Annotated in this window: 11 protein-coding genes and 1 pseudogene; 4 read left to right on the top strand and 8 right to left on the bottom strand. The window is 73.0% G+C overall.

The features are described 5' to 3' along the window. Positions 1–16 precede the first annotated feature (16 nt). The 3 genes from Pflav_RS32700 to Pflav_RS32690 are packed head-to-tail and all read left to right on the top strand — an operon-like array spanning position 17 to position 2,218. Positions 17–622, top strand: coding sequence for a 5-oxoprolinase subunit B family protein (locus Pflav_RS32700; RefSeq protein WP_173040638.1), 606 nt, complete (start codon positions 17–19; stop codon positions 620–622). Further along, complete coding sequence (locus Pflav_RS32695) at positions 619–1,464, top strand: 5-oxoprolinase subunit C family protein (RefSeq protein ID WP_173040637.1); 846 nt, start codon at positions 619–621, stop codon at positions 1,462–1,464. Before Pflav_RS32700 ends, Pflav_RS32695 begins: the two co-directional genes overlap by 4 nt. Continuing rightward, positions 1,448–2,218, top strand: coding sequence for a LamB/YcsF family protein (locus Pflav_RS32690; RefSeq protein WP_173040636.1), 771 nt, complete (start codon positions 1,448–1,450; stop codon positions 2,216–2,218). Before Pflav_RS32695 ends, Pflav_RS32690 begins: the two co-directional genes overlap by 17 nt. On the opposite strand, the pseudogene Pflav_RS32685 reads toward Pflav_RS32690, so the two are convergent. Further along, positions 2,180–4,029: pseudogene (locus Pflav_RS32685) on the bottom strand (NHL domain-containing thioredoxin family protein). The gene Pflav_RS32690 and the pseudogene Pflav_RS32685 sit on opposite strands and share 39 nt — an antisense overlap. Then, the gene (locus tag Pflav_RS46520) at positions 4,022–5,320 is read right to left on the bottom strand and encodes a hypothetical protein (RefSeq protein WP_232072173.1); all 1,299 of its coding nucleotides are present in this window, start codon (positions 5,318–5,320) and stop codon (positions 4,022–4,024) included. Before Pflav_RS46520 ends, Pflav_RS32685 begins: the two are co-directional and overlap by 8 nt. 526 nt (positions 5,321–5,846) lie before the next feature. Between Pflav_RS46520 and Pflav_RS32680 the strand changes: the two genes are divergently transcribed. Beyond that, positions 5,847–6,848 (top strand): hypothetical protein, encoded by a 1,002-nt coding sequence (locus Pflav_RS32680; protein WP_173040635.1) that lies wholly within the window; start codon positions 5,847–5,849, stop codon positions 6,846–6,848. Positions 6,849–7,642: 794 nt separating this feature from the next. Here the strand turns inward: Pflav_RS32680 and Pflav_RS32675 are convergent. The 6 genes from Pflav_RS32675 to Pflav_RS32650 all read right to left on the bottom strand — a co-directional run bounded on the left by Pflav_RS32675 (position 7,643) and on the right by Pflav_RS32650 (position 13,871). Next, on the bottom strand, positions 7,643–7,780 hold the full coding sequence (locus Pflav_RS32675; RefSeq protein ID WP_173040634.1) for a hypothetical protein: 138 nt from the start codon (positions 7,778–7,780) through the stop codon (positions 7,643–7,645). Between the two features lie 96 nt (positions 7,781–7,876). Continuing rightward, positions 7,877–9,175, bottom strand: a complete 1,299-nt coding sequence (locus tag Pflav_RS32670) for a dihydrolipoamide acetyltransferase family protein (protein WP_173042767.1) — start codon at positions 9,173–9,175, stop codon at positions 7,877–7,879. 5 nt (positions 9,176–9,180) lie between these two features. After that, positions 9,181–10,158 carry an alpha-ketoacid dehydrogenase subunit beta gene (locus Pflav_RS32665; protein WP_173042766.1) on the bottom strand — a complete coding sequence of 326 codons (978 nt, stop codon included), beginning with the start codon at positions 10,156–10,158 and terminating at the stop codon, positions 9,181–9,183. After that, entirely contained in the window at positions 10,155–11,312 is a 1,158-nt protein-coding gene (gene pdhA, locus Pflav_RS32660) for a pyruvate dehydrogenase (acetyl-transferring) E1 component subunit alpha (RefSeq protein WP_173040633.1), read from the bottom strand. Before pdhA ends, Pflav_RS32665 begins: the two co-directional genes overlap by 4 nt. Before the next feature lie 1,073 nt (positions 11,313–12,385). Continuing rightward, positions 12,386–13,600, bottom strand: a complete 1,215-nt coding sequence (locus tag Pflav_RS32655) for a hypothetical protein (protein ID WP_173040632.1) — start codon at positions 13,598–13,600, stop codon at positions 12,386–12,388. A 10-nt stretch (positions 13,601–13,610) separates the two neighbouring features. Further along, a complete protein-coding gene (locus tag Pflav_RS32650; protein ID WP_173040631.1) occupies positions 13,611–13,871 on the bottom strand; it encodes a hypothetical protein in 261 nt (86 codons plus the stop codon). Between the last annotated feature and the right edge of the window lie 632 nt (positions 13,872–14,503).

Genomic DNA, 14,503 nt, shown 5'->3' with positions numbered 1-14,503 from the left:
CGGGCACCATGACCTCATGCACACCCGCCGCGCCGGTGCTGGCGCCCTGCTGATCGAGTGCGCGGACGGCGCCGAGGTGGAGGCCTGGCGCGCCGAGCTGTGGCGCCGTCGCGAGCGCGGAGAGCTGGCCGCCGTCGAGATCGTCCCAGGGGCCCGGACCGTGCTCCTCGACGGCCTTGCCGACCCCGCGGAAACGGCCGGCCTGGTCGCGGGCTGGGCGCCGCCGCCGGCCGCCGGCACCGCGCAGGGCCCGCTCATCGAGATCATTGTTCGGTACGACGGCGCGGACCTCGCCTCTGTCGCTTCAGAGTGGGAAGTGCCGGTGTCCCAAGCGGTGGAACGCATCTCCGGTACGGAACTGCGGGTGGCGTTCTGTGGCTTCGCACCCGGGTTCGCATACCTGACCGGGCTGCCCTGGCCGGTACCACGCCTCGACACCCCGCGCCCCCGCGTGCCCGCCGGCTCGGTCGCGCTGGCCGGCGAGTACGCCGGGATCTATCCCACCGCCTCGCCGGGTGGTTGGCGGCTCGTCGGGAGCACTGACGCGATCCTCTTCGACATCGATCGCGACCCGCCGGCTCTGCTCGCGCCCGGCACCCGTGTGCGGCTGGTCCCAGCGTGATCGAGGTACTGCGAGCCGGCCCGCTGACGACCGTCCAGGACCTGGGCCGGCCGGGCTTCGCTCATTTGGGCGTACCGCGCGCGGGTGCACTGGACGGACCGGCGTTGCGGCTCGCGAACCGCCTGGTGGGCAACGCACCGGACGCGGCGGGGCTGGAGGTGACCGCGGGTGGTTGTTCGCTGCGGCTGCGGTCCGCCGGGACGGTGGCGCTGACCGGGGCGAGCGCGCCGCTCTCGGTGGACGGGCGACCAGCCGGGTTCGGCCTGCCGGTACCGGTACCCGCGGGTGCGGTGGTAACGGCGGGGCGGGTGGTGCATGGGGTGCGCTCGTACCTGGCGGTGGGCGGTGGGATCGCGGTGGAGCCGGTGCTCGGCAGCCGTTCGACGGACACGCTCTCCGGGCTTGGGCCGGCTCCGCTGCGGGACGGTGACCGACTGCCGCTGGGAGAGCCCGCGACGCCATCCACTGTGGACTTCGTGCCGTGGCAGCCGCCGCCCGCCTCGCTGGCACTCCGGATCACGCTAGGGCCGCGGGCCGACTGGTTCACGCCGGAGGCAGTGGCGGCGCTGCTCGGCACGGCGTACACGGTGAGCCCGGTCAGCAACCGCGTCGGCGCGCGACTCACCGGCGCGGCCCTGACCCGCGCGGAGGCTGCGGAGCTGCCCAGCGAGGGCGTGGTGCTCGGCGCGGTGCAGGTGCCGGCGAGCGGCCAACCGCTGATCTTCCTGGCCGATCACCCCACTACCGGCGGATACCCGGTCATCGCCGTGGTCGATGACGTGACACCGCTCGCGCAGGCGGCACCCGGTACTACCGTGACGTTCCATGGATCTGAACGCTGACCTGGGCGAGGGGTTCGGCACCTGGCGCCTCGGCGACGACGACGCTCTGCTCGACGTGGTCACCTCGGCAAACGTGGCCTGCGGCTTCCACGCCGGCGACCCGGGCACGATGCGGCGCGTCTGCGCGGGCGCGGCGGAGAAGGGCGTCGCGGTGGGTGCGCAGGTCGGCTATCGGGACCTGGCGGGCTTCGGGCGGAGGCATATCGCGTACGCCTTCGACGACCTGCGCGACGACGTGCTCTACCAGATCGGGGCGCTGGACGGCTTTTGCCGGGTGGCGGGGACCCGTGTGCGGTACGTGAAGCCGCACGGCGCCCTCTACAACACCGCGGCGATCGACGAGGCCCAGGCGGCGGCCGTGGTCGCGGCCGTGGTCGGCTACGACCGCACGCTACCGGTGCTGTGCCCGCCCAGCTCAGTGCTCGCCCAGCTCGCGACGGGTGCGGGGCTGCGAGCAGTGGCCGAGGGCTTCGCCGATCGGGGGTACCAGGCGAGCGCGAGGCTGGTGCCCCGCTCCTCGCCCGGTGCGTTGGTGGAGTCGCCCGACGACGTGGCCGCGCGGGCGGTACGCATGGCGGTGGAGTCGACGGTGCGGACCGTCGACGGCGCAGACTTGCGCCTGCCGGTCGAGTCGATCTGCGTGCACGGCGACACGGCCGGTGCGGTGGCGCTGGCCCGTGGAGTGCGGGCCGCATTGGAGGAGGCGGGGTTGGCGCTAGCTTCCTTCGTCCAGCCCTCTGAGGATCAGGGGTAGGCGGGCCGCTCCCGCGTCGGTGACGTTGACCGGCACGCCCCAGTCCTGGCGGGTGAGGTGGCACGCGGCGTGCTCGGCCTCGGCGTCGCAGGTCGCGGCCTGGGCGACCACCTGGAGCACGCCCTTGGAAACGGCTGGGTTGAGCACCAGCCGGCGGGAGAGCTCGGTGGTCGTGCCGCCGCCGTCGAGCAGCAGCTCGGGCGGGGAGGCCGATACCTCCAGCCGGGTCGAGGGACCGAACGACTCGTCCAGCTTCTGCCCGGCGCGGGCGTGAAGACCACGTCGAGCGTGACCTCGCCAGGCGCGAGGTCGGTGGGCGGCCGCTCGGTGCGGTGACGTGCGCCGGCCACGGTCGCGGCCTGCGGGATGGCACCGGGTGCCAGCCGTACGATCCGGTGGGCTCCCGACTCGACAACCAGCACCTCGCCGTCGGCGGTGAGCACCACGTCGCTCGGCTCGGCGAGGTCACTGGCGACTGTGGACACCGTTTCGGTGGTGGGGTCGTAGTGGCGTACCGCGCCGTTGTACGTGTCGGCCACCAGCGCCGAGCCGTCCGGCAGCCCGCACACCCCGAGCGGGTGCTGCATCAGCGCCTGGCTCGCCGGCCCGTCCATGTGTCCGAAGTCGAAGAGCCCTTGCCCCACGGCGGTGTGCAGCACGCCCTCCCGGATGTAGCGGAGGGCCGAGGTCTCGCTGTCGGCGAGCCACAGCGTCGCGCCAGCGGCCGATAGCCCAGATGGCTGCGCGAGCCACACATCGGGGATCGGGCCGTCGCGGAGCGCCTCGACGGTGGTGCCCGCGAACACGCCGGTGGTGCGCTTCACCGGGTCGAACCACCACAGCTGGTGGATGCCGGCCATCGCGACGATCACGCGGCCGTCGTACCAGGCGACATCCCAGGGCGAGGAGAGGTCGGCGGCGAGGGCGTCGTGCGCGTGGTTGTCCACGGTGGAGCGCCAGGGCCGGCCGGTGCCGGCGATGGTGGTCACCTCGCCGGTGTCCAGGCGTAGGCCGCGGAGCAGGTGGTTGACGGTGTCGGCGACCACCACGTGGTACCCGGCGACGGCCGCCTCGCGCTCAGGGAGCAGGCACAGGCCCTGCGGCTCGGAGAAGGCGGCCACCTCCGGGCCACCGTCGGACCGGCCGCGCTCACCCGAGCCGATCCGCCGGACGAGGGTCTCGTTGTCGGGCCCGAGCTCGACCAGGGAGTGGTGTGCCGAGTCGGACACGAGCAGGTTGCCGCTGGGCAGTACGAGTGCCTTGCCCGGGAAGCGCAGGGTGGTCGCCACGTCCGCGGGTGGCACGTACGGCCCGTCGCCCCGGTGCAGCGTGCCCTTGGCCTCGTGGGTGGTGATCAGCTCGTCGATCAGCCGACCTAGGCCTTCGGCGTGCCCTTCGCCGGCCATCGAGGCGACGACGTACCCCTCCGGGTCGACCACCGAGAGCGTGGGCCAGGCCTTGGCCGCGTACTGCTGCCAGGTCTCCAGCTCCGGGTCGTCGAGCACCGGGTGGCCGACACCGTACCGCTCGACGGCGGCCGCGAGTGCGTCCGCGTCCCGCTCGTGCTCGAACTTCGGCGAGTGCACGCCGATCACCACGAGCACGTCCCCGTACTTTTCCTCCAGGGAGCGCAGCTCGTCGAGGACGTGCAGGCAGTTGATGCAGCAGAACGTCCAGAAGTCGAGCAGCACGATCTTGCCGCGCAGGTCGGCGAGCTTGAGCTGCCGGCCCCCGGTGTTGAGCCAGCCGCGCCCGCGCAGCTCAGGAGCGCGTACGCGGGCGTGCCGTCCGGTGGCCCGCTGGTCAGCCACTTGCCGGCTTGAGGCAGAGCACCTCGTTTCGACCGCCGTTACCGGCGAGCACGATGTGCGGCTGGCTCTTGTCGGCGCACTTGTCGGCGCTGTCCTCCTTGGACTCCACGCGGAACGCGCCCGCCTCGTTGCACTGGGCCTCGATCGCGCCGGTGGAGCCGGACTGCTTGACGCAGGTGCCGACCTCCGGGCTGAAGGCGCCATCCGAGCCGCGCGTGAAGACCCACACCGCGCCGAGCGGAACGGCCAGCAGCAGGAGGGCGGCGACCACGACGAGAACGAAGACGCGGAGGTTGCGCTCCTTCGGCGGCGCTTCCGCCTCGCCCTCGGGCTTGGCGGCCGGCGAAGCCGCCGCCGGCTCCGGCTGGAACGAGTTGAAGCGGTCCTGCTCGTTGTCTGGCGGCGCGCCCCAGCCGGCGTTGCCACCGCCTGGGTGTTGGCCCGGCGGGAAGCCTGCCGTGGGGAAGGCGGACGTGCCGTGGGGCGGCTGGTTGAACCCACCCTGCGGCCCAGGCGGGTCCTGCGGTCCGCCGAACCCACCGCCCGGCGGGCCGTACGGTGGCTCGAATCCTCCGGGCGGGCCGTGTGGCGGCTCGAATCCACCAGGTGGGCCGTGTGGCGGCTCGAATCCTCCGGGCGGGCCCTGCGGCGGCACGAAGCCAGCCGGGGGCGGCGGGTAGGTCGAGGGTGGGAACGTCGTCGGGCCGGGCGCGGCACCGAAGCCGTGGGGTGGCTGGTTGGGACCCATCGGTCCGGCAGGGCTGCCGGGGGGCGGGCCCACGGGGCTGCCGATGCCGACCGGGCTGCCGGGTGCGACGGGGCTACCAGGCGGGCCGTCACCATACGGCGAGCCGCCAGAGAAGACGCCGGTGGGCTCGGAGTACGGGGCTACCGGCGAGCCGGGCGGGCCACTGGGCGGCGGCGGGGCTACCCGCGCGCTGGCTGACACACCGCCCTGGCGAGGCGGTGCTGGCGGCGGTGGCGGGGCGGCGTCGTCCGGGTCGGCGGGCGCCGGCCGGCCGTACACACGGGGCTGGGGTGCTGACACCTGCGGCGGTATCGGCTGCTCAGTGGGTGGCGTGACGCGGCTGGCCACGGGCACCGAGGCGCTAGCCGATACGGGCTTGGGCTCGACCCCGGGCGTACGCGGCTGCGGCACGGGCGGCGGTCCGTCCGGGTGCAACGGGCCGAACTCGTGGCCGTTGGAGCCGAAGGGACCGGCACCCGGGACCGAGGCGGCACCGCTGGGACGCGGCGCTTCGGCACGCGCGGGCGGCGCGTCCTCGTCCACGCCGAACAGGCTGCGGCCGCCACCCGACTCCTCGGGGGCGGGGAGCCGAGGTGGGCACCCGGGATCCGCACCTCCTGGCCCTCGAAGGGCCGCGGCGGCGGGGTGTCCTCGCGCTCCGGCTGGCGGTGACCTCCACCGAAGTGGGGCTGGTCGTAACCACCGGCGTCGGCCCGCGCCGGCTCGAAGCCGCTGTGCTCGGGGCGGCCGGCGTCGAACCCGCCGTGCTCCGGGCGGTCGGGCTCGAACCCACGCTCTGGGCGGCTGGGCTCGAAGCCGCCGGGCCGGAAGCCGCCCGGGTCGTGAGCGCCGAAGTCGACGCCGCCCTCGGGGAAGCCGCGACCACCGCCGCCGGCGCTTGGGCCGTACGGATCGCGGTCGAAGCCGGAGTCGCCCTCGCCGGACTCGAACCGGCCGCGCTCGGACGGGTATGCCGCCGATCCGGCACTGCCCACGCCGCCACGGTCGAAGGACGGGTCGCCGCCCTCCGCACGGTCGGGCTCGGCCGGACCGCCGTCGAGACGTCCCAGTGCCTCGTACCGGTTGGGGGCTCCGCGCGGCCGGGACGGCCGGAGTCGAATGCGTTCGGCCAGGCGGCACCGAAGCCACCGCCCTCACGAGGGCCGGAGGAGAAGCCTCCGTCCTGCGGCCCGGAGCCGAGGTCGCCTGCGCCGTCGCGGTCGGCCTGTCCAAAGCCCTCACGGCCGGCGGATCCGAAGCCCTCGCGGCCAGCGCCGCCGAAGCCTTCACGGCCAGCGCCGCCGAAGCCCTCGCGACCGCCTGGGTTGAAGTCGTCGCCGCTGGCGGGCCCGAAGCCCTCGCGGGCGGGCAAACCGTCGGCGGGGCCAAAGCCCTCGCGTGCCGGGGCGCCGTCGGCGGGGCCGAAGCCCTCTCGCTCGGCCTGCCGGGCCAAGAAGGTGCGCTCGTCCGCACCGCCACCAAAGCCGCGCTCGCCAAAGCTCGGCTCGTCAGCGGCACCGCCGCCGAAGGTCCGGTCGCCAAAGCTCCGCTCGTCAGCGGCAGCGCCGCCGCCAAAGCCGCGCTCCTCGGCGCCACCAGCACCGAAGCCGCGCTCGCTGCCGAAGCCGCGCTCGTCTACGCCGCTGGCGCTGAAGCCCTGGTCGTCACCGACGCCGCCGCCAAAGCCGGGGCTGGCGCCGAAGCCCGATGCCCCCGGGCGTCCACCGCCGAAGCCAGCATCGTCGGGGGTTGGGAAGCCGCCCTGCCCGGCGCCGAAGCCGCCGCCCGACTCACGGCCGAAGCCGCCTTGCTCCGCGGCGCCGAAGTCGGGCTGATCGGGGCGGAACCCACCCCGGTCAGCGCCGAAGCCCCCGCGCTCGGACGAGAAGCCGCCCTGGTCGGGGCGGGCGGCCGGGCCGAAGGCCGCCTCGCGGGACATCGGCTCGAAGGGTGGCTCGTACCGGCCGGGCTCGCGCTTGGGCAGGTCACCACGGCCGCCACTTGTCGGCGCCTCGGGAGGCGAGCCGGCGGCCGGGAGGTCGGGTGGGGGAAGCCGAGGCCCGGCTGGTAGCCCGGCGGGAAACCACCCGCGCTTGGCCCGGACGCGGGCGGGGCCGGCGGGGGGAAGGTCGAGGGCGGTACCGCCGGAGCAGGCGGCCACGAACCGGCGGGTGACCAGGCCTCAGGCGGCTGGCCGACCGGCTCTGCGGCTGGACGCGGCACCGAAGCGGAGCCCGACGGGACGGAGGCGGAACCCTGCGGACGAGGACCGCCGAAAGCGCCACCCGGCGGGACGGCGGCCGAGCCACCGGCACCGGGCACGGAGGCCGAGCCACTGGAGCCGGACGGTCCGGCCGGCGAGGGCGGCGGCGGGTATGTGGCCGGTGGGGGCGGGTAGGCCCCGGGCTGGGGGACCAGCCGGCGGGGAAGGCCGGGGCGGGCGCGGCCTCAGCACCGCCCGGCGGCGGACCCCAAGACTGGGTGCCCCACTCACTGTCGTGCGGCGCCTGGGGCGCGGGTCCGCTGGCGCCCCGCGCAGCGTCGTCCGGCTCGTGGCCGGGGTGCTGCGGGCCCTCGGACGTCATGTTTGCGCCTCCTCCGTCGCATTCGGCCCGCCGCCTCCACCCGGGAGGTCCGGCGAAGCCGGCCGTGCACGTCGCCGACCCTCCACATGCTCCGCCGCCACCGGTGGTCGATCGATGACGGAGGGTGCGTGTATGTGGGCGACGACCCCGCCAACCGTACCGGGCGCCCGCAGCCATGAGGAATCCCGGTCTCAGGACCTGTGAATGCCCAAAGTGGCCCGTACACATGCCAACGACCCGCCCGGTGAAACCGGACGGGCCGTAAATCTGAGTAGTGAAACTACCCGTAGTGACGCTGCGCGATGATGCGGATCTCGTCGCGCACGGCAGGCGAGTTGGCCTGGCGAAGCGCGCGCTCGATGGCGCGAGCGCGACGCGTGGCCTCGCGGTGGCTGCGATAGCGGTCGAGCATCTTCATGGCATTCCCTCCCCCTGTAGCTCGCTTTCATTGAAGCGCGGGAGAGGGGCGGGTGGCCAACGATTATGAGGTGAGGTGGGCCACCCGCCTAATAAACTAAGTCCAGGCTAGGAGGCTTGCCTCCGGATCGGTGAGGAAGGCACCCACGTCACGCAGGAACTTCGCCCCCAGCTCGCCGTCGATGATCCGGTGGTCGAACGAGAGACCGAGCGTCGTGACTTGCCGCACACGGATCTCACCCTCGTGCACCCAGGGCGCCGCCCGGACCGCGCCGAACGCGAGGATCGCCGACTCGCCCGGCGGCAGGATCGGCGTACCGGTGTCGACGCCGAAGACGCCCACGTTCGTGATCGTGAAGGTGCCGCCCGACATGTCGGCTGGTGCCGTACGCCCCGACTTGGCGGTCTGCACCAGCGCGGTCATGGCGTCGGCCAGCTCGCGCAGCGGGAGCCGCCCAGCGTCCTTGATGTTGGGGACGATCAGCCCGCGCTCGGTGGCGGCCGCGATGCCGAGGTTTACGTACTGCTTGACGATGATCTCGTCGCCCGCCCACGTCGAGTTGACCAACGGGTGACGGCCGACCGCCAGCAGTACCGCCTTGGCGACCAGGAGCAGCGGGGAGATGCGTACCTCCCGCCACTCGGGGAGCGCGCGCAGCCGGTCGAGCGCCTCCATCGACCGGGTCATGTCGATCGTGAGGAAGACCGTGACGTGCGGCGCGGTGAACGCCGAGGACACCATGTTTTCCGCCGTGAGCTTGCGCACGCCCTTGATCGGGATGCGCTGCTCGCGCCCAGCGGCAAAATCGGGCGCAAGAGCCGGGGCGGCGGCCGGAGCCGACACCGCTGCCTGCACGTCGTCGCGCGTGATCGAGCCTTGCGGACCCGTACCGACCAGGCCGGTGAGGTCCACCCCCAAGTCTCGGGCGAACTTGCGGACAGGCGGCTTGGCGAGGGCACGCGCCGGAGGCGCAGGAGCCTCGACGACCGGTGGCGGCGGCGGGGGAGCGGGAGCAACCACCACTGGAGGCGGGGAGACGGCGGCCGTACTCCCATTTGTCCTTCGGGGGCGACGCGACGCCGCACCCGTCCGCGGGCCGTAACCCACCAGGACCGGGGTGCGCTCCGGCTCGGCCGGCTCGCCGGCGCCGGGGTCGGTGTCGATCGAGATGATCGGCACGCCGACCTCGACCGTCGTGCCTTCCTCGTGGTGGATGGCGTGGACCTTGCCGGCCCACTTCGCCGGGATCTCGACGGCGGCCTTGGCCGTCTCGACCTCGACGATCGGCTGGTTGAGCTCGATGGTGTCGCCCACGGCGACGAGCCACTTGAGGATCTCGCCCTCGACAAGGCCCTCACCGAGGTCGGGCAGGGGGAACTCCTTGATCCGCGACATGCCGCTCACCAGCCGAAAGTGCGGTCGACGGCGTCGAGCACCCGGTCGAGGTCGGGCAGGTAGTCCTCCTCCAGCCGCGCGGCCGGGTACGGCGTGTCGAAGCCGGTCACCCGCAGCACCGGAGCCTCCAGCGAGTAGAAGCACTCCTCGGTGATGCGAGCGGCGATCTCCGCGCCGAGCCCAACGTTGCTGGGAGCCTCGTGCACGATCACACACCGCCCGGTGCGGCGTACCGACTCGAACACCGGCTCGAGGTCGAGCGGCGACAGCGTACGCAGGTCGAAGACCTCCAGGTCGCGGCCGTCCTCCTGGGCGGCGGTCGCCGCGTCGAGGGCGGTTCGGACCATGGGCCCGTACGCCAGCACGGTCGCGTCGGTGCCGGGGCGGACGCGGCGCGAGGCGTGCAGCGGGTACGTCGCCTCTGTGTCTACCTCGCCCTTCTCGTGGTAGCGCCGCTTGGGCTCCAGGAACACGATCGGGTCGTCGGAGGCGATGGCCTGCTGGATCATCGTGTACGCGTCCTGCGGCGAGCTGCACGCCACGACCTTGAGGCCGGCGGTGTGCGCGAAGTACGCCTCGGGCGACTCGGAGTGGTGCTCGACCGCGCCGATGCCCCCGCCGAACGGGATGCGGATCACCATGGGCACCTTGACCTTGCCCTGGGACCGGAAGTGCATCTTGGCGACCTGGGAGACGATCTGGTCGTACGCCGGGTAGACGAAGCCGTCGAACTGGATCTCGCACACCGGCCGGTAGCCGCGGATCGCGAGGCCCACCGCGGTGCCGATGATGCCTGACTCGGCCAGCGGCGTGTCGATGACCCGGTCCTCGCCGAAGTCCTTCTGGAGGCCGTCGGTGATCCGGAAGACGCCGCCCAGCTTGCCCACGTCCTCGCCCATGATGAGCACCTTGGGGTCCTGCTCCAAAGCACGGCGAAGGCCCGCGTTGAGCGCCTTGCCAATCGTGAGCTTCTCGGCCATCAGTGCGCACTCCCCTCGAACGAGTCCAGGTACTCGGCGTACCGCTCGCGCTGGGCGTCGACCACTGGCGAGCCATTCGGGTAGACGTGGTCGAAGAGGGTCAGTGGGTGCGGGTCGGGCATGGCGAGCACCCGCTCGCGCAGCTGGAGCGCCTCCTGCTTGGCCTGCTCGTCCACCTCGGCGATGAAGGCCGCGTCGGCGATCTGCTGCTTCTCCACGAACGCTCGCACCCGGGCGATCGGGTCCCTGGCCTGCCACTCCTCGACCTCGCTCGCGACGCGGTAGCGGGTCGGGTCGTCGGTGGTGGTGTGCGCGCCCATCCGGTACGTGTACGCCTCGATCAGCGTCGGGCCCTGGCCGTGGCGGGCGTTGTCGAGCGCCGTCCGGGTCACCGCGTACGTGGCGAGCACGTCGTTGCCGTCGACCCGCAGCCCAGGGAAGCCGAAGCCGTCCGCCCGCCGGTAGAGGGGAATGCGGGTCTGCTTCTCGATCGGCTCCGAGATGGCGTACTGGTTGTTCTGGCAGAAGAAGACGATCGGGGCGTGGAAGACGCTGGACCAGATGAACGCCTCGTTGACGTCGCCCTGTGAGGTGGCGCCGTCGCCGAAGTAGCAGATCACGGCCTCGCCGTCATCGCCGCCGACCTTGCCGTCCTTGGTGATGCCCATCGCGTACCCAGTCGCGTGCAGCGTCTGCGCGCCGATCACGATCGTGTACATGTTGACCTTGAACTCGGCCGGGTCCCACGCGCCCTGGTCGACGCCGCGGTAGAGGCTGAGCGGCAGGATCGGGTCGATGCCCCGGCAGTAGAGCACACCGTGCTCCCGGTAGGTGGGGAACGCCATGTCCTGCGGCCGCAGCGCCCGCCCGGAGCCCACCTGGGCCGCCTCCTGGCCGAGCAGGCTGGCCCAGATGCCCAGCTCGCCCTGGCGCTGGAGGGCGGTGGCCTCGGCGTCCAGGCGGCGGATGACCACAAGGTCGCGGTAGAGCCCCCGGTACTCCTCGTCGGTGAGGTCGATCGTGTACTCGACGCCGTCGGCGCCGACCGACTTGTCGATCCGCTCCCCGTCTGGGGTGAGTAACTGGACGAAATCCGGCGCTGGTTCGCCGGCAACCTCCTTGCCGCGGGCTGGAGCTCCGCGGTCGCCCTTCGCCATCCGTCTCTCCCTGTTGTCGGTGCGGCTGCCGGGGGTGTCCCGGACCGCGCGGCTCCTTCGCCACGTTTAGCCCGGGTGTGGGTTGCCGCGCGGCGAGGCGGCCCGCCTCGTGATCACCGGCTGCGCGGAGACTACGGGGGCGGTGCCGTCGGGTCCATATTCGCAGAGGTGAGGAGCCTCTCTATAGAGCCACCTCAAAACCGGCGGCTGTCTCTAGTGACCTGCCTGGTAGTGGCGTTTCTCCGCATTGTTGATCAACGCGTTGGCAGTGCATCAAGTCCGATGCCGGGGAGGGGATTAGCCGGATTGTGCCGGAAAGTTGGCACATTGACACGCTGACAGACGGTGGCGCTGTGTGTCGGCTTGGGCCACCCTGTGTGAGGACTTGACGCAAAGGAGCTTCGGTCGTGCTGGAACCCGGGGACTGCCCGGTGCCACTGCTCGTCCGCCACCGGCGGGCGGGCGGCACGCACGTCGCGGACCGGCGGGTCGCCGGGGTGCACCGGGCGGCAGGCTTGGCGGGTCCCACCAGGCGATACACGGTGATCGTGGTCATGCTGGCGACCATGTCGTCGCTGCCGATCATCGCAGCCATCAGCACCGGCTCGGCGAACGTCGGCGACTCGGTCGACGCCAGCGGCGGCACCACACCGTTCATCCCGCCGCCCTCGGAGGGGCCGGTGGTCGTGCCACCGCTCCCGCCGCCCGCCCTGACAGCCGAGGTGCCGTTGTCGGCGGGCGTGGCCGAGCAGTTGCGCGCGACGGCGCCCAAGCGGGAGTTCCGGGAGCGCCAGGAGCGCCGGAGGGTACGAAAGGCCGCGCGCCCGGCACGGCCCACCGAGTCGGCGCCGGCGCCCGCGACGCCACCGGCGGGCGAGCCGGTGAAGCCGACCGAGCCTGTGAGGCCGACTCAGCCGCCGGCCACGCCCTCGCCGTCCCCTTCGCCGACGCCGTCGCCGCGGCCCCGGTCATCGTCAGGCCGACGCTGCCGACCCCGCCGTACCTGCCGCTGCCGCCGTCGGCGTCCCAGTCGGTCACCCCGTCCGTGGTACCGCCGACCGGGCTGCCCAGCGTCAGCTGAGGTCGTCGCGGTTGGCCTCGATCCAGGCTTCCAGCGCGGCCGGGTCGCTGGGGTCGATGCCATCCGCGATCAACTGGGCCACCGCCGCCGTGGCGGGGCTGCGCCGCTCGCCGGTCGTGTAGAGCCGGACGAACTCCGGGACCATCTCCTCGACCGCCGCGTCTGTGCGCTCTGCGGCTGGCGCAGGCAGGCCCCGCTGGCGATTGGCGTACGCCGCCCAAGCCCGCACCACCCGGGGCAGCATCGCCGCGTCGTCCATGTCCAGCACCGCCCGCCGGTGCACCCAGTCGAGCAGGAAGAGGCCGACCACCGCCGGGCTCCAGCGCATCGGGTCCGGATCCGGAAACGTGTCGGTGTGGTCGAAGATCAGGCTGAGGCAGAAGTGCAGCGACGGCAGCTCGGCCTCGGGCACCTCGGCAAGGCCGAAGCGGGCGGCCTCGGGCGACTCGAGAAAGCGCCGTACGAGCCGGGTGCGCTCGTCGGACGAGGGCGGCTCGGGCTCGGCCGGCACCGCGGCGAGCGCGGGCGCGGGCAGCAGGGCCAGCCGTGCGCCGGCGAGCGCGCGGTCGGTGGCGAGCGAGCCCTCTTCCGGCAAGTTGGTCAGGCCGTCGGTGATCCGCAGGTGGCGGGCGACCTCGCCGCGCAGCCGGCGCGGGTCCTCCTCGCGAAACCAGGTCAGCTCGTCGCCCGCGCACATGTCGCGCACCTGACCAAGGATGCGCTCCGCCGGCCCGCCCACGAAGACGTCCTTCGTGATGCCGATGTTGTGGTCGACCAGGGCGACCACGGCGTGCTCGGGCCCGCCGGAGTCGCGGTCGTCGTAGGCGAAGGTGGCCAGGTAGGAGGTCTGGTCACCCCATACGTCGCCGTACGCGTACGTGCCGGTCAGGCGCACCCGGCCCAGCTGGTCGGCCCACGACGGCGCTTGCGCTCCCCGCTTGACGGTCGCGGCGCCGGGGGCCTCGGGCACGAGCGTCGCGAAGATCTCCCGGATTGTGGTCGCCGCGGCGGTGCGGCGGCGTGACGTGGCAGCCAGAAACGCGCTCACGAAGTCGCGTACCGCGCCGGCGCGGTCGTCTTCGGCGATGGCGTAGACGCTGCCCAGCAGGGCGGTCCCGAGCATCTCGGCGTCGAGCGCGCAGTCCAGCTTGGTCACGTCCCGCGCGGCCCGGAGCACCGCATCGTATGGAGTCTGTGGCGTGGCCATGTGCCAGACCCTACGCCCGCTTTCGCCGATCCAATACCAAAAGCGCCGCCGGTAGAACTACGCCCGTCAGCAGCGCGGCGAGGCTCGCCACCAGGTCCACGCCGCCCAGCTCACCGTGGTTACGCAGGTGAAAGGCCAGGTGGAGGGAGGAGAAGACGAGCACCCCGCACAGCACGACCGCGGTCACCTTGCGGTCCGCGAGCCACGCCGCCAGCAGCAGGAGTACGCCGAATGCGGTGAACGTCGCTCCGAGGTCTGTGACCAGGTGCACGTTGTACGGCGGGTACGCGGCCGTCCACGCGTGCCCCAGCCCCGGGAACGTGTCGTAGAACCACCGCGGCGCGACCGTCGCCGGGACCCCCAGGACAGGTGCAGCACGGCGAGGAACACGAGCCCACCGCGGACGAGACCGGACCTCATGACCGGGCGGACTCGAGAGCCTCCCGCGCCTCGGCGTACGAGTGCAGGACCGCCCGGACCGGCGCGACGATGTACTCGCGGGCCACCTCGGCGACCCCCGTACGCAGGCGATTCTCCGCACGCCGCCGGGCCCGCCGGGAGGCCTGGCGGATCAGCGGGCGCACGAGCACGCCGACCAGCAGCCCGACCAGGAGACCACCGAGGAGCATCACGGTGGGCAGCGGTACCGCGCCGACCTTGGGGTAGTCGAGCGGCGGAAGGCCGAGCACGCGCAGGGCGTACCCAGCGACCAGCCAGAGCAGCCCAGCCACCGCGGCGACTGTCACCAGCCACTGGAGCCCGTTGACCGCCCGCCACCAGCTGGGGCTGTGATCCATGTGCAGGTTTGTACGCGCCACCGCCTGGTCGAGCGCGTCGGGTACGTCGCGCAGCCGCGAGCGGGCCGCCGTGTTGACCGCGGTCGCCCAGGGCGCGGGCAGGGGC

It is taken from the genome of Phytohabitans flavus (assembly GCF_011764545.1).
GTDB classification, from domain to species: domain Bacteria; phylum Actinomycetota; class Actinomycetes; order Mycobacteriales; family Micromonosporaceae; genus Phytohabitans; species Phytohabitans flavus.
Note: the sequence above shows the minus strand (reverse complement) of the source record. Positions and strands in the feature narration are given on the sequence as shown.